The organism is Pokkaliibacter sp. MBI-7, assembly GCF_029846635.1.
Taxonomy (GTDB): Bacteria; Pseudomonadota; Gammaproteobacteria; order Pseudomonadales; family Balneatricaceae; genus Pokkaliibacter.
Map to the genome: position 1 here is coordinate 1,822,315 of NZ_JARVTG010000001.1, position 21,787 is coordinate 1,844,101.

At 59.8% G+C, this 21,787-nt stretch carries 15 protein-coding genes; 9 read left to right on the forward strand and 6 right to left on the reverse strand.

The genetic code is table 11. The features are described from left to right. Positions 1-356 precede the first annotated feature (356 nt). On the forward strand, positions 357-1,364 hold the full coding sequence (locus tag QCD60_RS08145) for an AraC family transcriptional regulator (protein WP_279784104.1): 1,008 nt from the start codon (positions 357-359) through the stop codon (positions 1,362-1,364). Between the two features lie 109 nt (positions 1,365-1,473). Here QCD60_RS08145 and QCD60_RS08150 read toward each other — a convergent pair whose 3' ends face one another. The 3 genes from QCD60_RS08150 to QCD60_RS08160 all read right to left on the reverse strand — a co-directional run bounded on the left by QCD60_RS08150 (position 1,474) and on the right by QCD60_RS08160 (position 8,268). Continuing rightward, entirely contained in the window at positions 1,474-2,688 is a 1,215-nt protein-coding gene (locus QCD60_RS08150; RefSeq protein ID WP_279784106.1) for an aspartate aminotransferase family protein, read from the reverse strand. Between the two features lie 346 nt (positions 2,689-3,034). Continuing rightward, entirely contained in the window at positions 3,035-7,861 is a 4,827-nt protein-coding gene (locus tag QCD60_RS08155; RefSeq protein WP_279784108.1) for an NAD-glutamate dehydrogenase, read from the reverse strand. 239 nt (positions 7,862-8,100) lie between these two features. Then, the gene (locus tag QCD60_RS08160) at positions 8,101-8,268 is read right to left on the reverse strand and encodes a hypothetical protein (RefSeq protein WP_279784110.1); all 168 of its coding nucleotides are present in this window, start codon (positions 8,266-8,268) and stop codon (positions 8,101-8,103) included. Between QCD60_RS08160 and QCD60_RS08165 the strand changes: the two genes are divergently transcribed. Further along, entirely contained in the window at positions 8,267-8,719 is a 453-nt protein-coding gene (locus QCD60_RS08165) for an isoprenylcysteine carboxylmethyltransferase family protein (RefSeq protein WP_279784113.1), read from the forward strand. The two genes, QCD60_RS08160 and QCD60_RS08165, sit on opposite strands and share 2 nt — an antisense overlap. A gap of 60 nt (positions 8,720-8,779) precedes the next feature. Here QCD60_RS08165 and QCD60_RS08170 read toward each other — a convergent pair whose 3' ends face one another. After that, positions 8,780-10,165, reverse strand: a complete 1,386-nt coding sequence (locus QCD60_RS08170; protein ID WP_279784115.1) for a GntP family permease — start codon at positions 10,163-10,165, stop codon at positions 8,780-8,782. 462 nt (positions 10,166-10,627) lie between these two features. Here QCD60_RS08170 and QCD60_RS08175 point away from each other — a divergent pair, with 462 nt between their 5' ends. After that, entirely contained in the window at positions 10,628-12,496 is a 1,869-nt protein-coding gene (locus tag QCD60_RS08175) for a TonB-dependent receptor (protein WP_279784117.1), read from the forward strand. A 43-nt stretch (positions 12,497-12,539) separates the two neighbouring features. On the opposite strand, the gene QCD60_RS08180 is transcribed toward QCD60_RS08175, so the two are convergent. Further along, positions 12,540-13,055: a MarR family transcriptional regulator gene (locus QCD60_RS08180; RefSeq protein ID WP_279784119.1), complete on the reverse strand. Its 516-nt coding sequence runs from the start codon at positions 13,053-13,055 to the stop codon at positions 12,540-12,542. An 80-nt stretch (positions 13,056-13,135) separates the two neighbouring features. Between QCD60_RS08180 and QCD60_RS08185 the strand changes: the two genes are divergently transcribed. Together QCD60_RS08185 and QCD60_RS08190 are read left to right on the forward strand one after the other, a co-directional pair. Further along, on the forward strand, positions 13,136-14,071 hold the full coding sequence (locus QCD60_RS08185; protein ID WP_279784121.1) for an EamA family transporter: 936 nt from the start codon (positions 13,136-13,138) through the stop codon (positions 14,069-14,071). Position 14,072: 1 nt separating this feature from the next. Next, entirely contained in the window at positions 14,073-14,687 is a 615-nt protein-coding gene (locus QCD60_RS08190) for a nitroreductase family protein (protein WP_279784123.1), read from the forward strand. A gap of 17 nt (positions 14,688-14,704) precedes the next feature. Here QCD60_RS08190 and QCD60_RS08195 read toward each other — a convergent pair whose 3' ends face one another. Further along, entirely contained in the window at positions 14,705-16,138 is a 1,434-nt protein-coding gene (locus QCD60_RS08195) for a PLP-dependent aminotransferase family protein (protein ID WP_279784125.1), read from the reverse strand. Positions 16,139-16,310: 172 nt separating this feature from the next. Between QCD60_RS08195 and QCD60_RS08200 the strand changes: the two genes are divergently transcribed. From QCD60_RS08200 to QCD60_RS08215, 4 genes are all read left to right on the forward strand, one after another. Then, entirely contained in the window at positions 16,311-17,216 is a 906-nt protein-coding gene (locus QCD60_RS08200) for a DMT family transporter (RefSeq protein ID WP_279784127.1), read from the forward strand. 200 nt (positions 17,217-17,416) lie between these two features. After that, positions 17,417-19,393, forward strand: a complete 1,977-nt coding sequence (locus tag QCD60_RS08205) for a methyl-accepting chemotaxis protein (RefSeq protein WP_279784129.1) — start codon at positions 17,417-17,419, stop codon at positions 19,391-19,393. Positions 19,394-19,415: 22 nt separating this feature from the next. Then, complete coding sequence (locus tag QCD60_RS08210) at positions 19,416-20,351, forward strand: substrate-binding domain-containing protein (protein ID WP_279784131.1); 936 nt, start codon at positions 19,416-19,418, stop codon at positions 20,349-20,351. Between the two features lie 263 nt (positions 20,352-20,614). Continuing rightward, complete coding sequence (locus QCD60_RS08215) at positions 20,615-21,775, forward strand: lactonase family protein (protein ID WP_279784133.1); 1,161 nt, start codon at positions 20,615-20,617, stop codon at positions 21,773-21,775. Positions 21,776-21,787 lie beyond the last annotated feature (12 nt).

A 21,787-nucleotide genomic window follows, 5' to 3' on the forward strand; every position in this document is an offset into this window, starting at 1 on the left:
TGGATGCGCGGACTATCCCCTCCCTGCCAGACTTTGCTGACGGTCAATAAACGGCACCGCGGGCGCCTCAAAGTGCTACTTTCCGTGACCCGGGCTGGTCCGTTCAGGTGCAGGAGCGATAGCGCTGCGCTGACGTGAATCAACCTGCCCTGGCTATCTCTCTGTTTTTTCACTCTTTTTCAGCGCATTTCCCGGCGCTGCCAGCACTTGCCAGTGAGGCTGGCGAGGGCACTGAATTTGCATGAATCGTGAACAGGTGCCAACAGAGCACTGTTGCAGGCAAGCGGGCCGTCCACGCGGCTTCAGGGTGTTACCCCGGCGACCTGCTATTACCGTGAGAGTCAGGAATCACCCCGATGAGAGCCAGCAACTGCATTGAGTTCCACGATGTGCACGCCGATCATCATGATCTGGATGGCGCACGCTCGTGGATGTCCATCATCTGTGGCCCCCATTCGCTGCGGGCCGATGTACCGCGCCATATCCAGTTTCATTACACCGGCAACCGCTTCAAATCCATGTCGACCACCCTCGGCCATATCGAGTACGGCACCGATGTCACCATCGGCGTGGAAGACATCATCCAGCTCAACTGCTACAGCATCAGCCTGCCCGTCAGCGGCCAGCAGGAGTTGAGCAAGGATGGCGAGCGGCATATCTCCGACCGTGATACCGGCCTGATTATTTCTCCCGATCAGCATCAGCAGCTGACCATTGGCGGTAACTGTCGCAAAGTGCAGGTGGCGATTGAGCGCAACGCCATGCGCTCGGTGCTGGAATCGATGCTGGAGCGCAAGGTCGACAAACCGCTGCAGTTTGCCTCGCGGGTTGAGGCAGGCCATGGCGGCACCGGCTCATGGTGGCGGATGGTGCGTTACTTTATGGATGAGATGGAAAGTGCCCGTGATCTGTTCCAGCACACCGCCTTTTCCCGCGATATGGAGACAGCACTGATCAAGGGGCTGATTCTGGCCCAGCCAAGCAACTATTCCGATGAGCTGCACAGCCGTTACGATACGCGTCTGCCGCACTATCTGCTGCGCGCCCGGCAGTTCATCCATGACCATGCCCGCGACGCCCTGTGTCTGGAAGATATCGAGCAGGCAGCGGGCGTGTCACGCTTCAAGCTGTTTGAAGCCTTCCGCCAGCACGCCGGGATGTCGCCCATGGCTTATGTGAAAAAGCACCGGCTGGAGTGCGCCCGGCGAGACATTCTGGAAGACTTCTCTACCCGTAACGTGTCGGCCATTGCTATGGAATGGGGCTTCAATCACCTTGGCCGCTTCGCCAGTGACTACCGCAAGCTGTTCGGTGAAAGCCCGTCAGAAACGGCGCAGCGCTTCCACGGTAAAAGGCTGAGCTGAGCGGGCCACGCCCCTGCCAGTACCGAACATCGCACAGCGGATAAAACAAAACCCCGGGGCTTACACCACCGGGGTTTTGTGTTGACTGCGGCTCAGTCAGCGCTGGCGCTTACTGGCTGACCATCTTGGCGATGGCTTTTTCCAGACGCGCCATCCCTTCCTTGATGTCTTCCTCAGGAATCACCAGTGAAGGTGCAAAACGCAGGGTGTTGGTGCTGGCGGTCAGAATCATCACGCCTTCTTCAGCACCGGCACCGATAAAGGCCTTGGCGTTGCTGGCATAGGGCTCAACCAGCTCGGCACCGATCAGCAGGCCCATACCACGGATTTCCTTGAACACATGGTACTTGGCGTTGATGGCTTCCAGCGCTTCACGGAACAGGGCGTGCTTGCGCTTCACGCCTTCCAGCACGGACGGACGGTTGATTTCGTCCAGCACAGACTCTGCCACGGCGCAGGCCAGAGCGTTACCACCGTAGGTGGAACCATGGCTGCCGAAACCGAAGCTGGCTGCAACCTTGTCAGTAGTCAGCATGGCACCGATAGGGAAACCACCGCCCAGTGACTTGGCAGAAGACAGGATATCGGGGGTCACACCGATTTCCATGTAGGCAAACAGTGAACCGGAACGGCCCATGCCGCTCTGCACTTCATCGAATACCAGCAGGGCATTGTGCTGGTCGCACAGCTCGCGTACGGCTTTGGCAAATTCGGCAGTGGCTGGCAGGATACCGCCTTCACCCTGAATAGGCTCCATCACCACCGCGCAGGTGCGATCAGAGATGACCGCCTTCAGTGCTTCGAGATCGTTGAACGGCACGTGAGTGATACCACCCGGTGCAGGCTCGAAACCGATACGGTATTTAGGCTGACCACCGACCGATACGGTGAACAGGGTACGGCCGTGGAAAGAATTGGTGAAAGCAATGATTTCGTTCTTTTCCGGGCCGAAGTTGTCATAGGCATACTTACGCGCCAGCTTGAAGGCCGCTTCGTTAGCTTCGGCACCGGAGTTGGCAAAGAATACCCGGTCAGCGAACGTCGCATCGACCAGTTTGCTGGCCAGACGCAGAGCGGGTTCATTGGTCATGACGTTGGACAGGTGCCAGATTTTATTGGCCTGCTCGGTCAGTGCCTTGACCATCACTGGATGACAATGACCCAGCGCCGTCACCGCGATACCGCCGGCAAAGTCCACGTACTCTCGGCCTTCCTGGTCCCATACACGCGAACCTTCACCGCGCACAGGCACGATTTGTGAGGGGCTGTAGGTGGGTACCATGACTTCGTCAAAAGTCGACCGGGTTACCTGCTTGGTGGTCATTGTCGTTCCTCATCATTCATTCAATGGCAAATCGCAACACTGCGCCCGTGCCAGGTTATGCGTTTTACTCTAGTGCCTGTTATATCGTCAATTGCTTTGCAAAGATTGCGATCCGGCGACCCGTTTTTGTTCGCCCAAGCCGCCCCAAAGCTTTTTATAAAGAGCAGGTCGCGCCTGCACAACCGCCAGACCGCAGCTATCTGCCAATACAGCACAAATCGCTGTCCGCAGCGCACCGGCAGCAGGATTATGCGGCCCGCCGGAAAGCAGAAACAACACCGCCGACCCGGAGGTCGGCGGTGTTTCACTCAGTGGTGATGACGGCTGCAGCCGTCGTTTGCCACCGTTACAGCAGCTGACGCAGCTCGCCGACAGCGACCGACAGCATGGCCAGATTGACCTGCGCGGACGACTGCAAACCACGGAAGATGTCAGCACAGTGGTTGACGCCTTCGGCGTGCTCTTCCAGCCATACCGGCATGCAGGCCACCGGTTCCTGACCATCACCGGCATGACGGATCAGATCAATGCTCAGGCTACGCAACGCACCGTCCAGCTCATCGAGCAGGGTGGCGCGGGCTTTACGCTGCCACAAGTCTTCCTGCGGCAGTGCGCGGATGGCACGACGCAGCCAGTGCATATCCAGCTCCACGTCGAGAGAGAAGTAGGCCTTGCCCGCTTCGTTGACGGAGATACCAGTTTCCGCGGCGACACGGACGATATCCAGTGCCGAACTCAGCCATGCCAGCCCAGCCAGACGCAGTGACAGCGCACCGGACGCACCGTTTTCCAGCCAGTGGGCCACGGCATCCTGATGGGAGGTCAGCGCGTCCTCAGACAGCATGGTTGGCAGCGCTTCGCTCAGGGTCTGGATACCCGGGGCGTACTGATCGATCAGGGTCTGGACGTCGTAGGGTGACTTCTGACTGCGCAGCAGCCACAGAGTGGTCTTGCCCAGCAGATCGTTGACCTTGAACTGCATGTCAGCCAGCACTTCGTCATTGAAGTCGGCAGGCAGCGCCAGAATCTCGGCCATCAGGCTGTCGGTCTGGAAGATCGCCCGGGCAGCCATCCAGCAGCGCAGGATGTCGATGGTCTTGGCGTTGGTTTCTTCCTGCAGGTAATGGGTAAAGGTGATACCCATCTGGTTGGCCATCTGATTGGTCAGGTGGGTCGCCAGAATTTCGTTACGCAGCGGATGACGGGTAATCTCTTCGGCGAAACGCTCCTGCAGGGCGCTGGGGAAGTATTCGCGCAGTGACTGCACCAGATACGGATCGCTGGCGATGTCGGCCTGGCTCAGCTCATCAAACATGCGAATCTTGGCATAGGCCAGCAGTACCGCCATTTCCGGACGGGTAAAGCCTTCGCCCTGCTTGATGCGCTCATTCAGGGTGTCATCGGAGGGTAAGTACTCCAGTTTGCGGTTCAGACGGCCTTCTTTCTCCAGATCCTGGATCAGGCGCAGCTGGTCATTGACCCGCAAGCGGGCCAGACGGTTGCTGAGGCTGAGGATATTGCTCTGGCCGCGGTTGTGACGCAGTACCAGCTCAGCCACCTCATCGGTCATGGACGCCAGCAGCTGGTTACGCTGCTTCTCGGTCATATCGCCCCCGTCGACCACGCCGCCGAGCAGGATCTTGATGTTGACCTCGTGGTCGGAGCTGTCCACACCACCGGAGTTGTCGATAGCATCAGTGGTGACGTAGCCGCCGTTGCGGGCAAACTCGACACGGCCTTTCTGGGTAAAGCCCAGGTTACCGCCCTCGCCGACTACCTTGCAGCGCAGCTCATTGCCGTCAATGCGCACCGCATCGTTGGCCTTATCGCCCACATCAGCATGGGTTTCACCCGCGGCTTTGACGTAAGTACCGATACCGCCGTTCCACAGCAGATCGACCGGCGCCTTGAGGATGGCACTCATCAGCTCGTTGGGGGTCATGCGCTGCACGCCCTCTTCGATCCCCAGCGCCGCACGCATTTCTGCAGTGATGGCGATGGACTTGGCCCGACGCTCAAAAATGCCGCCACCTTTGGAAATCAGGCTGGCGTTGTAGTCAGCCCAGCTGGAGCGCGGCAACTCGAACAGGCGCTTGCGTTCAACGAACGACGAAGCCGCGTCCGGCGTCGGGTCGATAAAGATGTGCATGTGGTTGAAGGCAGCGACCAGACGGATATGTTCCGACAGCAGCATGCCGTTACCGAACACGTCACCAGCCATATCGCCCACACCCACGACGGTGAAGTCCTGCGTCTGGGTGTCGTGACCCTGCTCGCGGAACAGGCGCTTGACCGATTCCCACGCGCCACGGGCAGTGATGCCCATTTTCTTGTGGTCATAGCCCTGGCTGCCGCCGGAGGCAAAGGCGTCGCCCAGCCAGTGGCCGTATTCCAGCGAAATGGCGTTGGCAATATCCGAGAAGGTCGCGGTGCCTTTATCGGCCGCCACCACTAGATAGGGGTCATCTTCGTCGTAACGCACCACTGATCTGGGCGGAATCACTTCACCCTTGATCAGGTTGTCGGTGATATCCAGCAGCGCACGTATAAAGGTCTGATAGCAGCGGATACCTTCGGCCAGCGTCTCATCACGACCGGCGTTGGCAGGCATCTGTTTGCAGACGAAACCGCCCTTGGCACCGACCGGTACGATAACCGCGTTCTTGACCATCTGCGCCTTGACCAGACCCAGCACCTCGGTACGGAAGTCTTCACGGCGGTCAGACCAGCGCAGACCACCACGGGCCACCTTGCCACCACGCAGATGCACGCCTTCCACCCAGGGGCTGTAGACGAAGATCTCGAACTTGGGACGGGGCAGCGGCACCGCCGGGATCAGCTCGGGGTTGAGCTTGAAGGAGATATAACCCTTGTGGTTGCCATCAGCAGCAGGCTGATAGAAGTTGGTACGCAGCATGGCCTGCACCACCGACAGGAAGTGACGCAGAATGCGATCTTCATCGAGGTTGCTGACCTGTTCCAGCGCTTCTTCGATCTGTGCCAGCAGCGCATCAACCGCCGCCTGCTGGCCTTTAGCCGGATCAAAGCGGGTGACAAACAGCTCGGCCATCATGTGGGTGATGGTCGCGTTACGCACCAGGGTGTCTTCCATATACGCCTGTGAGAAGGGTACACGGATCTGCAGCAGGTATTTGCCGATGGCACGCAGCATCACCACGTTGCGCCAGCTCAGGCCGGCGGCCACGACCAGACGGTTGAAGCCATCACTTTCGACCTGTCCGGAGACGGTAGCAATAAAGGTGTCCTGGAAGCGGTCGCGGATCACGTCGGCATCCAGCGTTTCACCGGTGCGGGCGCTGATGTCGAAATCCAGCATCCAGCGTTCTTCACGGTTCTGCGGTGAAATCTCATAGGGACGGGCCGCCACGACGCGGACGCCCATGTTTTCCAGTACCGGCAGCACATCGGACAGCGCCATGATGGGGCCGTGGCCGAAGACCTTGAAGCGCAGGTTGTCGTCGAAGCTTTCCAGCGGACGGTAGAGGTAGGTCGACAGCGGATGGCTCTCGTCCAGTGTCTCCAGCCGCAGGATATCCTGCACCGCGCGGTTGGGGGTGAAGTCTTCCCGGTACGCACTGGGGAAGGCTTCGCCATAGTATTTGTGCAGTTTGTTGGCTTTCTCTTCACCGATTTTGGCACGCAGGGCCAGATGCACCTTGTCTTCCCATGACAGCATGGCCTCAGACATCTTGGCTTCCAGGTCTTCCACATCGAACTGCAGTTCGTGGGCATCCTGGGTATGGATGGTGAAGTGCACACGGGCCAGCACGCCTTCCATGTGACGCACGCTGAACTCGGTGGAGTTGCCCTTGAAGGCCTCCAGCATCAGCGCTTCCATCACCAGACGCAGCTCGGTGTTATAGCGGTCTTTGGGCACGTAGACCTGAGCGGTAACGAAACGGCCATAGACGTCAGTACGGGTAAACAGACGCAGCTGCTTGCGGCCTTCCAGCTCCAGAATGCCACGCACGGAGTCTTCCAGATCGGCCTGACTGGCCTGCAGCATTTCGTCGCGGGGGAAGTTGTCGAGAATGTTGCGCAGCAGACGGCCCTTGTGGGTGTTCAGCGGCACCTGCAGATGCTGCAGCAGACGCTGCTCCTTCAGGCGCAGCAACGGAATCTCGTTGACCCGCAGGGAGTAGGCGTCGGAGGTGAACAGACCGAAGAAACGGTGCTCACCTACCACCTCGCCCTGCGCGTTGAACGCCTTGATGCCGACGTAGTCCAGGTGCGCCGGGCGGTGCACGGTGGAACGCGAGGTCGACTTGGTGATGATCAGCAGTGAAGGCTCGACCGCCAGTACCGACAGACGCTCGGACAGCTGTACGTGGCGGCGCTCGTCAGGCAGATGAGAGACATCACGGAAGGTACCCAGGCAGGCCTCTTCCTGCAGATGCAGCACGCACAGGCCGTCGTCCTTGCGCTCCAGATCGAAATAACGGTAACCGAGGAAGGTAAAGTGGTTATCGGTCATCCACTCCAGCAGCGCCAGTGACTCATCGCGGTCTTCCGCCTGCAGCGGCAGGTTCTGGGCGCGGGTGCGGGTGACCACGTCCGCCAGTTTGTCACGCATGGATGGCCAGTCTTCCACGGCCACCCGCACGTCGTACACCACCTGCCGTACTTCCTGAACGATACGCTCCAGTACGTCCGGCTCACTCTGGCGGTCAATTTCAAAGCGCATGACCGCTTCCAGACGGGCATTTTCCGGCGCATGGTTGCGATCATGAATCGATACCACCTGGCCCTTGTCATCACGCACCACCGCCATGATCGGGTGGGTGGTCATGTGGATGGCCATGTCCAGACGGTTGAAGCCCATGGTCAGCGAAGCCACCAGGAAAGGCATATCGTCAGTTGCCACTTCCACAATCGTGTGGGTGGACTGCCAGGCATGTTCTTCGTAGTTGGGATTGTAAGCGCGGATGGCGGGTTCGCCGGGGGAGCGGTGCTGGAGGAAGTCCCAGAGACAGAGGACGGCACCGTAGAGATCTTCACTTGAGGTTCGCTGCAGTTCCTTGCCTATGCTTTCCGAGTAGAACAACTCGGTGAGGTTGCGGATTTGCTGCTTGTGTATCCCTGACAGACGCTCGTCAATCAGCGCCACGACGCGGTTGATGGCGTCCTTCTTCTTACTGATCGGATTATGCATGGTTTTATTCAACTTTTAGTGCAGACTCAGTGACACCCGGACTCCGCCGGACGATGCCCAGGGGCGTATTTTCTTGTTCTGGAATGACAGTCAGTGACTTCCACTGGCAAAACAAGGATAGACGCGTTTTATGAATAGTGCCCTGCGCATGGCGGACAATTATCAAAGAATCAAGTCGACAAAGGTAGGGACGGAGTTAAATAAAAACGACGCGTGGTTGTGGCAAAGAGACTGAATAATCACGCCAAACCAGAAACGACGGGGCCTGCAATGGTTTCACCTGGAGCAACCAGGCAGTGAATATTCATCATTGCAAAGTGCAACCGAACCGTATCCAGCTGGCAGAATGGATACAGCAAAAACGGCACGGTCGTGTTGCCAGCCCCCAGCCAGAGGAGGAGTTCCATGATTCGCATTCCACCCCCACTGCAGGCACTGGCCTGTGCCGCACTGGCCTGGGCTGTCCACCACTGGACCGGCACCGGCCAGCTATGGCTGGTCACCGTACCACACTGGCTGACGGCTCTGCTGGCATCGCTGGGGCTGGCTGTTGATCTGTTTGCTGTCTGGCACTTTCACCGTGCCGCCACCACCGTCAATCCACTCCGTCCTGAACGTACCTCCACCCTTGTCACCCACGGCATCTACCGCTACAGCCGCAACCCGATGTATCTGGGGATGACGCTGCTGTTAGTGGCATGGTGCCTGTGGCTTGGCAACCTGATCAGTCTGATGACTGTGGCACTGTTCGTCTGGGTGGTGACATGGCTGCAGATTGTTCCCGAAGAGCAGATACTGGCGCAGCGCTTTGGCGATGAGTTCCGCCGTTATCAGCGGGAGGTCAGGCGCTGGCTGTAACGGAGCCAGCCGCACAGAGTGCTCTCAGTGCGACCAGCGCCTGGCATGTTGATAGTATTCCTAGAAGCTGCCGAACAGCGACCCCAGAATCAGAATGGTGATCAGCGCCAGAATGGGGAAGACCGAGGTCATCATCAGTATCTGCGGATAGGACTGCTTATGGGTCAGCCCACAGATCGACAGCAGGGTGATGACGGCCCCGCAGTGCGGCAGGGTATCCAGACCGCCGGCGGCGATAACTGCCGCACGGTGGAACAGCTCAGGGCTGATACCTGCGGCCTGCATGATCTGCAGATACTCCGCACCCAGCGTGCGGAAGGCGATACTCAGGCCGCCCGAGGAGGAGCCGGTCAGCGCTGCCAGAATATTGATACTGAAGGTGGCGGAGATCAGCGGGTTCTGCGGGAAGAAATTCAGCACGGCATCCTTGATGATGGCGAACCCCGCCAGACTGGCGATGATGGCACCATAACCCACCTCCGAGGCGGTATTGAACACCGGCAGCAGCGAGCCCAGACAGCCGGCATTAATGGTGGCCGTCAGGTTCTTCCAGCGCTTCCACTGCATGACGATCAGCACCACGATGGCCACCATCAGCGCCAGCAGTACCGCCCATAAACCGATCACCGAGGTCGGCGACACCTTGCCAAAGCGCTCTTCCTGCAGATACGACAAATCCAGCGACGGCAGCAGCCAGTAGGTGAACAGCGCGTTCAGACCGATCACCAGCACAATCGGCAGCAATGCCTGATACAGCGGTGGCGTATCTTCCGCGATGCTTTCCAGCTTTTCATCGGGATGATCACCGTAGCCCTCTCCTGCCGCCATGGCCTTGCTGGCCCGGCTCTGCAGCCACCACACCCCACCGCACAGCATGATCAGGCCAGCGATGATGCCGAGCCCCGGTGCAGCAAAACTGTTAGTGCCAAGATAAGGAATGGGAATGGCGTTCTGTATCGACGGCGTACCGGGCAACGCCGTCATGGTGAAGGTAAAAGACCCCAGCGCAATGGCTGCCGGAATATAGCGCTTGGGCGTGTTGGTATGGCGAAACAGCACGGCACTGATGGGATAGACGGCAAAGGCCACAACAAACAGCGATACCCCGCCATAGGTCAGGATGCCGCAGGCCAGCACAGTGGTCAGAATCACATAGCGCCTGCCCACCTTGTGCATCACCCAGTCGGCAATGGTGGTGGCCGAGCCACTGTCGGCCATCAGCTTGCCAAACAGCGCCCCGAGGATGAACAGCGGGAAGAATTTGACCAGATAGCCGCCCAGCTCCTTCATGAATATCTGGGTATAGATCGGCAGCAGATGGCTGGCTTCACCACTCAGCAGCACCGCCACCGAGGCCATGATCGGCGCCAGCAGCAGTACGCTGACCCCGCGATAAGCAAAGTACATCAATAAAATCAGAGAAATAACGATGGCCAGTATGCTCATAGGTGATTCTCTTTGTTGGCGCCCGCGGGCACTTACCTGATGAAAACTGCGTGTGTCGTTACTACGAAGAGCCTGTGCACCACCCGGCGAAGTTCGCCTTCATTGCTGCATATGCGTCATCGTCATCAGCTTCTCCGCCTTCCCTGCTCCCCCTTACCCGAAGGATGACTGTCTTATTGTTATTTGCAGGCAGAACAGCGCCTTGTGCTCAGATTTAAGCGAACGATGGAAACAGATGGAAGTGACTCAGAAACTTGTAGCGCAGTTCCCTGCAGATTCAAGTTGTGCAGATGCAACATTGGTCGACTGGACATTTGCCGACCGGATAAAACCACGCCGGCCCCCCCGGACAGGAGACGGCTTCTTTCAGCACATCGTCATTGAATGCAACTTATGCTGACGTTTCAGCAACAAATTATTGATAATAGCGCCCTTTCACTCTGGCCCGAGCAACGCTGATTTATGCCGTTCCGTTACTTCACGCCATCGCTGCTGTCTTTGCTTTGCTGTGCGTCCCCGATTTTGGCTGCCAACGGGCAGCCTCCGCGCCAGCCCTGGTATGAACCGGGCGCGGAATACAGCCGTCCGGTATCGACAGACATCAGCATCGTTACCGGGATCGGGGATAACCTGCCCGGACAGCCTGTTACAGGCCAGCCCCCACAACGGAGTACCACACCGCCTATCCGCCGCGACCGCAGCAGCGGTGAAATGATGCTGATGACGGGGGTAAACAACGCAGGCGAGCCCGCCCTGACCCTGCAGGGGCAGATCAGCCAGCCAGTCAGCCCGCAGACCCAGCTGACATTCAGCCTGCAACAACAGGTATTACCTGCCCAGCGCCAGACCCTGTCACAGGACACCCGTGCCGCAGGCACAACGCTGAAGCAACAGGATGAAGATGAGCAGCTGACGCGCCAGCTCACCCGTTTGAGTCTCGACCTGACCCATTATTACGACGGGGGTGAATGGCACCTGATGCCGCTTTACGGTGTGGGCAGCCGCGACAAGCTCACCACCGCCGCCATCACCATGCTGCGCCAGCAACAGCGGCTCGATGAAGAAGACAACAACCGTCATCTCTACGGTATGCAGATCCAGCAGCGTCACCGGTTAGCGTCAGGCTGGCAGTGGCAGCAGCAGCTCAGTGGCTATCGCATGGCCGATGATCGCGATAAAGATGTCGCCATCAGCCACGCCACGCCGATGGGCGCTGCGGTGGATCAGCGGGTCACCGACCTGCAGCAGACCCAGTCGCATCTGTACCAGTGGCAGGGCAGTCTGCAGGGTCAGCTCAATGCCGAACATCAGCTGACGGTCGATAGTCTGTGGCAGCGCAAAGACCGGCAGAAGCAGCGCCTTGCTAGTGCAGTCAATGGCAGCGGCATGCTGATTACCAGCGACAGTGGCGACGATGATTTCACCGAATACCTCTACCGAATCGGCGTCAGGGATCAGATCCGCATCCGCCCCGATGTGACCTTCACTCCCGGCCTGCACCTGCAGTACAGCAGCCTGCAAGGCATGCAGAGCAACAACGGCAGTGTCGAGCGCCAGCATCATGATCTGCTGCCATCACTGGCCCTGAGCTGGCAGGCCACCGACCAGTGGCAGCTGCAGGCCGAAGCGCAGCAATGGCTCAGCCGCCCCGGCTTCGATCAGTTATCACCGTGGATTGAAGACAATCAGAAAAAGCTGACGCAGGGTAACCTGCAGCTGGATGCAGAAACGCACCGGCGCTTCAGTGTCAGTGCCCGCTATCAGCAACCCACCTGGAACAGCAGCCTGACGCTGTTCCGTGAACATGCGGACGATGTGATTGCCCAGGCCCTGACCGGTACCCGGGTGCTGACCCGTCCGCTGTATCAGTGGCGTAATGTCGGCGACGGCTATCGCTATGGCCTCACCCTGCAGCAGGGCTGGCGCCCCACCCCGCGACTGGAACTGGGTGCCAGCACCACCTGGAGCGATGGCAAGCTGCACACCGATGACGGCAATACCGCGCCCTTCCCTAATCAGAGTCGCTGGCGGGTCAACCTCAACAGCCGCTGGCAGGCCACCAGCAAGGATCAGCTGAAGCTGGAAGCCCAGTACCACGATACCCTCAACAAGTTCACCGACGGCGCTGAAGCCGACAGCGAAGCACCGCGCTGGACCCTCAACCTGTCCGCCCGCCATCAGCTGAACCAGAACGTCTACCTGCAGCTGAGCGCCTACAACCTGACCCAGTCAGGGCGCGAAGAGCTTACACAGATGCGCGATGGCGTCAGCCAGTACGAGGACGAGCGCATCGGTGCGCTGTACCTGCTGGGTCTGCATACCCAGTGGTAACGCAGACAGACACACCGCGGTAAGCGTCCGCTCACCTCACAGGCTAACAGTCACGAGGCTGGTCAGGCTCCAGCAGGGCCAGCAGTGCGATCAACCCCTGATCCAGCGCCGCCAGCTGTTCTGCCGCAAGCGGTGCCAGAATCCGCTGCTCATTATCGACATGCGCTTCCACTGCCCGGTCAATCAGCGCCAGCCCGCTCTGCGTCAGCTGCACCAGCTTGCTGCGGGCATCGTCCGGATTAGCCAGACGCTCGATCAGGCCACGCTTCTCCAGCTGCTGCATACGGTGGGTCATGGTGCCCGAGGTAATCATCAGGGTGGAGAACAAGGCCGTCGGCGCCAGACAGTAGGGCGCACCGGAACGCCGCAGCGTCGCCAGTACATCAAACTCCCAGTTGCTCAGATCATAGGCGGCAAACGCCACGTCCAGCTGGCGCTGCATCAGGGCTGAACAGCGCTTCAAACGACCGATGGTCGCCATCGCCCTGACATCCAGCTCCGGACGCTCACAACGCCACTGCGCCAGAATGGCATCCACAGCATCGGCTTTTTGCTCCACTCGCTTTCCTCCCAAAAAATATCTTGAACTCAAGACAAATGTCTGCCACCCTCATTTTATCTTGAATTGAAGATAAAATCATGAAGACATCCTCTGCTCATCGCTGGCTCGATATTGTTCTGACGGCTCTGGCGCCCATGATCTGGGGCTCCACCTATATCGTCTCGACCGAACTGCTCCCCCCGGACCGGCCTTTTACCGCTGCCCTGCTGCGTACCCTGCCGGCCGGACTGCTGCTGGTGGTGCTTTGCCGCCATGCTTTACCTTCCGGTCAGTGGCGTCGTTTATGGCTGCTGTCGGCACTCAACATTGGCGCCTTCCAGGCGCTGCTGTTTGTGGCCGCCTACCGGCTGCCGGGCGGGCTTGCTGCGGTGATGGGCGCGATTCAACCGCTGATCGTAATGCTGCTGGCCTGGGGCTGGGAGCGCCAGACGCCCGGCCTGCTGGCCGTGATCGGTGCGGTCACCGGTGTGCTTGGCATGGCCGTGCTGCTGATTTCCCCTGCTACGGTCTGGGATCCGCTGGGCATTGCTGCCGCGCTGGGAGGTGCCGGTTGCATGGCCACCGGCACCTATCTCAACCGACGCTGGCGCAGTGATCTGCCGTTACTGGCCATGACCGGCTGGCAGCTGCTGCTGGGCGGCGTGATGCTACTCCCCGTCGCCTGCCTGATCGACCCGCCACTGCCTGCCCTGTCTCTCACCGCCATTGCCGGCTACGTCTATCTGTCGCTGCTCGGTGCGTTGCTGGCTTACGTGCTGTGGTTTCGCGGTATCAACCGACTGTCGCCGGTGGCCGTCAGCTCACTGGGCCTGCTCAGCCCGATTACCGCTGTGGTACTGGGCTGGTGGCTGCTGGATCAGCAGCTGCGCGGCAGCGCCCTGCTGGGCATGCTGACCGTGCTGGCCAGTATTGCGCTGGTGCAGTGGAGCAACCGGCCACAGTCTGCACGACCGGCCTCCAGCCCTTCCTCACCATTGCAGATCTCTGAATCAACCACCCAAGGACGCTCCTGATATGACCACCATCATCGACGCCATCGAAAGCCGCTCAAGCACCGGTCGCTATGACCCGCAGGGCAACGTCAGTGACAGTACCATTGCCGAGCTGGTGCGGCTGGCCACTCTGGCTCCTTCTGCCTACAACCTGCAGAACTGGCGCTTTATCGCTGCTCGCAGTGACGCTGCCAAAATACGTCTGCATGCTGCAGCCTATGGTCAGCAGCAGGTGCTGGATGCGGCGGTGACCTTTGTGATCTGCGGCACGCTGGAAGCCTACCGGGAGCTGGCCGACGCGCTGCAGCCCAGCATCAGCCAGGGGATCATTGGCACTGCGGTCGCTGATGCCTGGGTGCAGCAAGCCACCCACAGCCATCGTGATAATCCTGTTCTGCAACGGGACGAAGCCCTGCGTTCCGCCTCCCTCGCAGCCATGACCCTGATGCTGGCAGCGCAGGGCATGGGCCTCAGCTCAGGCGCTATGAGCGGTTTTGACCCACAGGCAGTGAGCCAGGCATTCCACCTGCAAGCACACGAGCTGCCGGTCATGCTGGTCACTGTCGGTCAGGCGGCAGCGGGCAACTGGCCTCAGAAGCCGCGCCGCGCCGTTGCCGAGGTGCTGGAACTGGCCTGATGTACTGCACTGACAGCTCAGCGCCTGAGCTGTCGCCCCAGCCATTGCAGAAACTCCGGACGGTGGCAGTAACTGGCGTTGAGGCGCAGATACTGCCCACTACCGGGCTGCTGACTGAAGACCTCACCACTGGCCAGAAAGATGTCATCGTGCTGGGCCTGCTCCAGCAAGGCGGGCACCGCCACGCCCTCCGGCACCCGCGCCCAGAGAAACAGCCCATCGCGACCATCCTGCTCGATGGCAAAACCCAGCCGGCTCAGGCCGCGACTGGCCTTGCTGCGCGCTTCCCGCACCCGCTCCCGCACGCGATCGACATGACGCTGAAAACGGCCTGCCTCCAGCACATACTGCACCACAGTTTCATCGATCAGTGAGCAGGCCATGACACTGGCCACCTTGCGCTCCAGTAGCGGCTGCATCCAGGCAGAGGGAGTGAGAATCAGGCCGATACGCAGCGCCGGGCTGAGAATTTTACTGAAGCTGCTCAGATAGAACACCCGCTCGCCGATACCACCAGCCATCACCGTGCCGTACTGGGGGGCGGCCAGCTGCGAAAGATAGAAGCGCTCGCTGCTGGCAAGATCACCGAAGATGTCGTCCTCAGCCAGATAAAAGCCATAACGCTCGGCCAGCACCAGCAAACGGTGAGCCACCGCCATGGAGGTATGACCGCCAATGGGGTTATGCGCCAGGGTCTGAGTCAGCAGCAGTTTGGGCCGGTACTGCTGACATAGTTGCTCCAGCGCCTGCAGATCGGGGCCATCATGGCGGCGCGGCACGGTCAGCAGCCGTCCGCTGAGCGGACTGTTGCTCTGGCGCAGCTGCAGCAGGAAATAGCTGGGATCTTCCACCACCACATAGTCATCCGGCCCCAGCAGCGCCTGACACAGCAGAAAAAATCCATGGGTGACCCCATTGGTGACCAGCAGTCGTCCGGCATCGGCCTGCAGCCCCTGTTCGCGCAGGCGGTAGGCCAGTCGCTCACGCAGCCCGTCACTGCCGGCAATCGGCGCTGGCGCCCCCTGTATCAGGGCATTACGCATCAGCCTTCCGGTCACCGATGAAGGTATCGCATCCTCCAGCCATGCCGGTGGCAGAAACCCACAGCTGGCTGGCAGGCGATAGCGCTGGGTATTGAGGGAATTACGCAGGAAGGCCACTCCGGGGTGGCCGCTGGGCATCGGTGCCAGTTCAGCCGGCTGTACCGGTACTGCCAGTGGCGGGGCCACATAGTAGCCACTGCCACGGCGGGCATTGATCAGCCCCAGACCACTGAGGCGGTCATAGGCGCTGGCGACCGTAAAACTGCTGACACCGAGGCGGTCGGCCAGACTGCGCACAGAAGGCAGACGACTGCCGGGATGCAGCTGCTGCTGTTCGATCTGCGCGACGATGCCATCACAGATCTGATTAACCAGCGGGGTCGGGGTCTGGCGGTCCAGAGCAAACATGCTACCTCCTGCAACTGTACAGGTATAAAGACCTCACAGTTTGCTCGCCTGCGCACAAAGTGTCTAGGTACACAGACCTAACACTTGCTTAGCATGGGCATCGCAGCAGTACAGAGCCTCTCTGTCGGCATCAGGCTGCCGCATTTATACAGTTAAGTTAGGGAGTACCCCCATGACGGTTTCCACATCCGCTCTCACCCGCTCCGGCACAGAACACGGCCACAGCAGCGCCTATACCCTGGCACTGATTGCCGTCGCCAGCTTCGCCATGACCCTGCCTGCCACCAAGGCACTGACCGGCATGCTGTCAGCCCAGCAGATTGGCCTGTATCGTGCGGTGATTGCGGCCATGGCAGCGATACCTTTGCTGTGGCTGGCGCGAGCCGCCTGGCCGCGACGTGATCAGTGGCTGAGTCTGGCCATTGTGTCCGCCGGGAATATTTTTGGCTTTCCGCTGCTGACGTCGGTCGCCATGCAGTATGTGCCGGTCAGCCACGGTGCGGTCATCGTTGCCGCCATGCCACTGGCCACCGCACTGGCTGCCGCGGTACTGAGCGGTATCCGCCCGCCCCGCCGCTTCTGGCTGTACGCCTGCAGTGGTGCGCTGATTGTGCTGTTGTACAGCCTCTGGCAGAGCGGCGCTTCCGGTCTGTATCTGGGGGATCTGGCACTGGTGGGTGCGGTACTGCTCGGCGCCATCGGTTATGCAAAAGGGGCTGAACTGTCGCGGCAAATGCCCGGCTGGCAGGTGATTTCCTGGGTAGTGGTGCTGAGCCTGCCGGTCAGCCTGCCCTGGTCGCTGCTGGTCTATACGCCCGGTAGCCTGAGCCAGCTGCCTGTGCTCGGCTGGAGTGCACTGCTGTACATCGGTCTGGTCAGCTCGTTGCTGGGCTTTTTCGCCTGGAATAAAGCACTGGCACTGGGCGGCGTAGCGCGCATCAGCCAGGTACAGCTGCTGCAGCCTTTCCTCACTTACGGCTACTCCATCGTGCTGCTGGGTGAAAGCTGGAACTGGCTGACCGCCGCGGTCTGCGGACTGGTGATCGGTGTCGTATGGCTGTCCAGACGGCAGCCGTAACAGGGGGCAGTGAATACAACACCGAAGACGCCAAAATACTGATTTAGATTCATGCAATGCGGGTTGCCGGACGCGACCCGCTCACCGACCAGCTACACTTGCAGCGACTGCCTGTAGAATGCAGCCGCCCTGCAGCCTGGAATGCCCTCCCGGGCTGACAGCACCCCCCATAACAATTTAGTCGCTGTCGGGATTGCCTCATGACCATTCTGCACAAAATCATCGCAGGATTTGCCCTGCTGCTGGTGCTTCTGCTCGGCATTGTCGCCGTCAACTTCACCAACACCCGCTCCATTACCGACAAACTGTTCACCATCACCGAAGAATCGGCCCCTCTGAGCCAGGCTGCCAGCGAACTCTATGTGCATATTCTACGGGCCAATCAGGCCCTGCTGGCCGGACTCGCCAGTACCGACATTGCCGCTGTCCAGCAGCAGGCCACGCCCCTGCAGGAAAGCATCACGCAGTTTGATGCGCTGCTGCAGGAGATTCCGCGTTATGCCGGTGACCGCCAGAGCCTGCTCAGCAGTCTGGAGCAGCAGCGTCAGCAGGTACAGGCCTATGCCGAACAGGCCAATGGGTTGTTGCAGTCCTACGTGCAGCTATTGCAGGCCCGCCAGCAGGCGCGCACGCTGCAAAGTTACAGCCGCGCGCAGGAAACCCAGCTGGCCAGCTTCCTCAGCAGTTTTATCGACAGCCATCAGGGCAGCGATGACGCGGCACTGGCAGCAGGTTTGCTGCGTGATGCCAACAAGGGTTATAAGGCCTTCGCCAGCTTTGAGCTGGATCAGGACATGGCCAGCCTCAATAAAAGCCTCAACTCGCTGGACGACGTGATCACTGACAAGCTGGCGACCTTCAGCCGCAAGGATGACCGCGCCGGGCGCATGGCCGCGGTGCTGGGCCATCACCTGCTGACCGATCTCAACGGCGCCGATGGCCTTAATGCCGCCTATCACCACAGCTATGCGCTGAGCACCCAGGTGCAGCAGCAACAGCAGCAAACCGATGCGCAGCTGCAGCAGGTGCTGGCCAGCATCAATGACTTTGCCGGTCAGGCATTGGATGTCGCCCGCAGCGCCAGGGCCGATACCGATGCCACCATCCGCAGCAGCCACTGGGTGTCGTCAGTGACGGCAGTGCTGGCCGTGTTGCTTACGCTGATCATCGGCTGGTGGGTCGCCTTTACCCTGCGCCGTCCGCTGCTGCAGTTCCGCACCATTCTCAGGCGCGTTACCGACGGCGATTTACGAGTACGCTTCAGCAGCAACAGCCGCGATGAGTTTGGCGAGCTGGGTGACTATCTCAATGAGCTGACGGCCGCGCTGCAGACCACCGTGCGTGAGCAGATCGACTCCGCTGAGCGGCTGGCGCAGACCTCGCAGGACACCGAACAGATCAGCCATCAGACCACCCAGACCGTGGCCGAGCAGAAAGATCAGCTGCACTCCGCCGCATCCGCCATGCATGAGATGGAATCGACGGTGCATGAAATCGCCCGTCGGGCCAATGAAACCCGCGACCATGCCGAATCCACCCGACAGCTGGCCGAGCAGGTCCAGCACAGCGTGACCGATACCATTGGCGGTATTCGCGAACAGGCCGAGCAGATCGTCGCTGCCTCGCGGGAGACCGATGAGCTGCAGGGGTTCGGTAACAACATCGACGGCATTGTCGATGCCATCCGCACCATCGCCGAACAGACCAACCTGCTGGCACTCAACGCCGCCATCGAAGCGGCACGGGCCGGAGAACAGGGCCGTGGCTTTGCGGTGGTAGCCGATGAGGTACGCTCACTGGCCAGCCGCACGCAAAGCTCCACCAGTGAAATCCAGCAGATGATCGAACAGATGCAGCACAAGATTCATTCCGTGGTGCAGGTCATGGGCGAAAGTCAGCAACGTTCTGACCGCTGTGTGGCGCTGGCCTCAAAGGCCGGTGAGCTGCTGGCAAGCATGAGCGGTTCGGTAGAGTCGATCCGTGACATGAATATCCAGATCGCCACGGCGACCGAACAGCAAAGTTCTACCGTGCAGGAAACCAGCCGCATGATGACCTTTATCAGTGACGGCGCCGAGCAGGCTGCACAGGGCGCCGAGCGCACTGCCGACAACAGCAAGGCGCTGTCGGCCATGGCCGACACTCAGCTCAATCTGCTGCGCCGCTTCAGCGTCTGACCCAGAGCCACGGAGAACAGCCATGAACTTATCCATCGCGTCCGCTATCCGTCACCTTGGTCTGCTGCTGATCCTGCTGTGGGCCAAATGCAGCCTCGCCGCCACGCCGCTGATCGGCGTCAGCGTGTCGGAATTTGATGACAACTTCCGTAACCTGATCCGGCAGGATCTGCAGGACTACGGCCACTACCTCAACATCGATATGGTGATCGAAAATGCCAGCAGCGATCCGCAGCTGCAGCTGCGTCAGGTGCGTAATTTTATCGCCACCAAGGTCGATGCCATGATCATCCTGCCGGTCAATACCGATACCGGGCGGCAGATCCTGCAGATGGCCACACAGGCCAAAATGCCCGTGGTGTTTGCCAACAGCAATCCCGAACCGGACAAGTGGCCCGCAGGCAGTGCTTTTGTCGGCTCGCAGGAAACCGATGCCGGCACGCTGGAAATGGAGCAGCTGGCCAAACTGGCCAACTACAAGGGCAAGGTGGTGATTCTGGAAGGTGAAAAAGGCCACCCCGGCGCCATTGGCCGTACCAAGGCGGTGGAACAGGTGGTCAGCAAATACCCGGACATGAAAGTGGTCAAACAGGCCAGTGCCAACTGGCAGAGCAGTCAGGCCGCCAATACCATCAGTCAGTGGCTGAAAGAGGGCGTCGACTTCAATATTGTGGCCGCCAACAACGATGAAATGGCCATTGGGGCCATTCTGGGGCTGGAGAAATCCTCCAAAAACCCTGCTGACTTTCTGATCGGTGGCGTCGATGGCACGCGGGAAGCACTGGCAATGATGGATCAGGGCAAGCTCAAGGTCAGCGTATTACAGGATGCAAAAGGGCAGGCCCGTGAAGCCGTCAACGTTGCCCTGAAACTGTTCTGGGGCTCACCACCGGTCGAATCGCTGAACTGGATTCCGTTTAAGCTGATCACCCCGGAAAACGCCACCGAGTTTAAATAACCTCCTTCTCAGGCCAGCAGTCCACCGTCTGCTGGCCTAACGCTCCTCTCTCTGGCTCTTCTCTTGTGGCTTTTCTCTGATGAGCCACGCACCTCCCTCCTCTGACCGCAGCACTGCCGAATCCGGCATCGCCCTCGCTCATGCCAGGTCGCAGACGCTTATTGCGCATACATGATATGTATGATGTTATACATAACCTTGTCGTAACCCGACGAGAAGCTGCGCTCTATGACGACCGTTGACATCTGTTGAGGATAAAAATAATGAAGATGTTGCACCGCCCCACCCTGCATCGCAGGTACCGCACTTTACTCAGTCTCGCTTGTGCTGCCGGAATCATGCTGACAACCGACATGGCCAGTGCCAAAACCTTTGTGTACGTCTCTAACGCCGAGGATGCGACGATTTCGCGCTATCTGCTGGATGAACAGGCAGGTGCTCTGCAGGTACTGGGCAATACCCAGGCCGCCAGCAAGGTCATGCCGATGGCACTGAGCCCGGATCAGTCTCATCTCTATGCGTCTGTCCGCTCTGCACCGTTCAGGGTGATCAGCTATCAGATTGATCCGCAGTCAGGGAATCTGCAGCCTCAGGGCGAAACACCCCTGCCCAACAGCATGGCTAACATCGATACCGACCGCAGCGGCCGTTATCTGCTGGCGGCCTCCTATGGCGATCATCTGGTCAGTGTCAGCCCCATTGCGGCTGACGGGCTGGTGGGCCCGGTGCAACAGGTGGTACCTACCGGCCACAATGCCCATGCGATTCATGCTTCACCCGATAACCGCTATGTCATTTCCTCCAGCCTGGGTGACGACCAGCTGATGCAGTTCCACTTCGACCCACAGACCGGCACTCTCAGTGCCAACACCCCGGCGTTCGTCAAAACGGCGGAAGGCACCGGCCCGCGCCACTTCCTGTTCTCGGCCGATGGCCGCTACTGCTATGTGCTGGGCGAGTTGTCCGGCACGGTCACCACCTATGGCTACGATGCCAGCACCGGCCAGCTGGATTTGAAAGGTACGACGGCTGGCGTTCCTGCGGGCGAGCTGGGGCTGGTGAATGGCCTGCCGCCGACGCAGAAACCCACCGATGGTCAGGCTCGTGTGTGGGCAGCGGATATGCATCTGAGCAAGGATGGCCAGTATCTCTACGTATCAGAGCGGACCCGCAGCATCATCAGTGTGCTGCATATCAGCCCTGACACAGGCCTGCCTGAATATCAGGGCCGCATTCAGGTTGAACAGCAACCACGCGGCTTTGCTCTGACAGAAGATGGCCAGTTCATGGTGGTTGCCGGGGAAAAAGACGCGCATATCGGTCTGTACCGACTCGATCAGCAAAGCGGCATGCCCACCCGTCTGGGTGAAGCCGACAGCGGCAAGGGAGCAAACTGGGTCACTATCGTCCATTTTGCCGGCTAAGACGGAGCATGC

Coding starts and splice junctions, on each gene's coding strand:
- QCD60_RS08190 (WP_279784123.1), top strand. CDS start 14,073: ATGACCACCATCATCGACGCCATCGAAAGCCGCTCAAGCACCGGTCGC.
- QCD60_RS08170 (WP_279784115.1), bottom strand. CDS start 10,165: ATGAGCATACTGGCCATCGTTATTTCTCTGATTTTATTGATGTACTTT.
- QCD60_RS08200 (WP_279784127.1), top strand. CDS start 16,311: ATGACGGTTTCCACATCCGCTCTCACCCGCTCCGGCACAGAACACGGC.
- QCD60_RS08205 (WP_279784129.1), top strand. CDS start 17,417: ATGACCATTCTGCACAAAATCATCGCAGGATTTGCCCTGCTGCTGGTG.
- QCD60_RS08150 (WP_279784106.1), bottom strand. CDS start 2,688: ATGACCACCAAGCAGGTAACCCGGTCGACTTTTGACGAAGTCATGGTA.
- QCD60_RS08145 (WP_279784104.1), top strand. CDS start 357: ATGAGAGCCAGCAACTGCATTGAGTTCCACGATGTGCACGCCGATCAT.
- QCD60_RS08160 (WP_279784110.1), bottom strand. CDS start 8,268: ATGGAACTCCTCCTCTGGCTGGGGGCTGGCAACACGACCGTGCCGTTT.
- QCD60_RS08185 (WP_279784121.1), top strand. CDS start 13,136: ATGAAGACATCCTCTGCTCATCGCTGGCTCGATATTGTTCTGACGGCT.
- QCD60_RS08175 (WP_279784117.1), top strand. CDS start 10,628: ATGCCGTTCCGTTACTTCACGCCATCGCTGCTGTCTTTGCTTTGCTGT.
- QCD60_RS08215 (WP_279784133.1), top strand. CDS start 20,615: ATGAAGATGTTGCACCGCCCCACCCTGCATCGCAGGTACCGCACTTTA.
- QCD60_RS08195 (WP_279784125.1), bottom strand. CDS start 16,138: ATGTTTGCTCTGGACCGCCAGACCCCGACCCCGCTGGTTAATCAGATC.
- QCD60_RS08210 (WP_279784131.1), top strand. CDS start 19,416: ATGAACTTATCCATCGCGTCCGCTATCCGTCACCTTGGTCTGCTGCTG.
- QCD60_RS08155 (WP_279784108.1), bottom strand. CDS start 7,861: ATGCATAATCCGATCAGTAAGAAGAAGGACGCCATCAACCGCGTCGTG.
- QCD60_RS08165 (WP_279784113.1), top strand. CDS start 8,267: ATGATTCGCATTCCACCCCCACTGCAGGCACTGGCCTGTGCCGCACTG.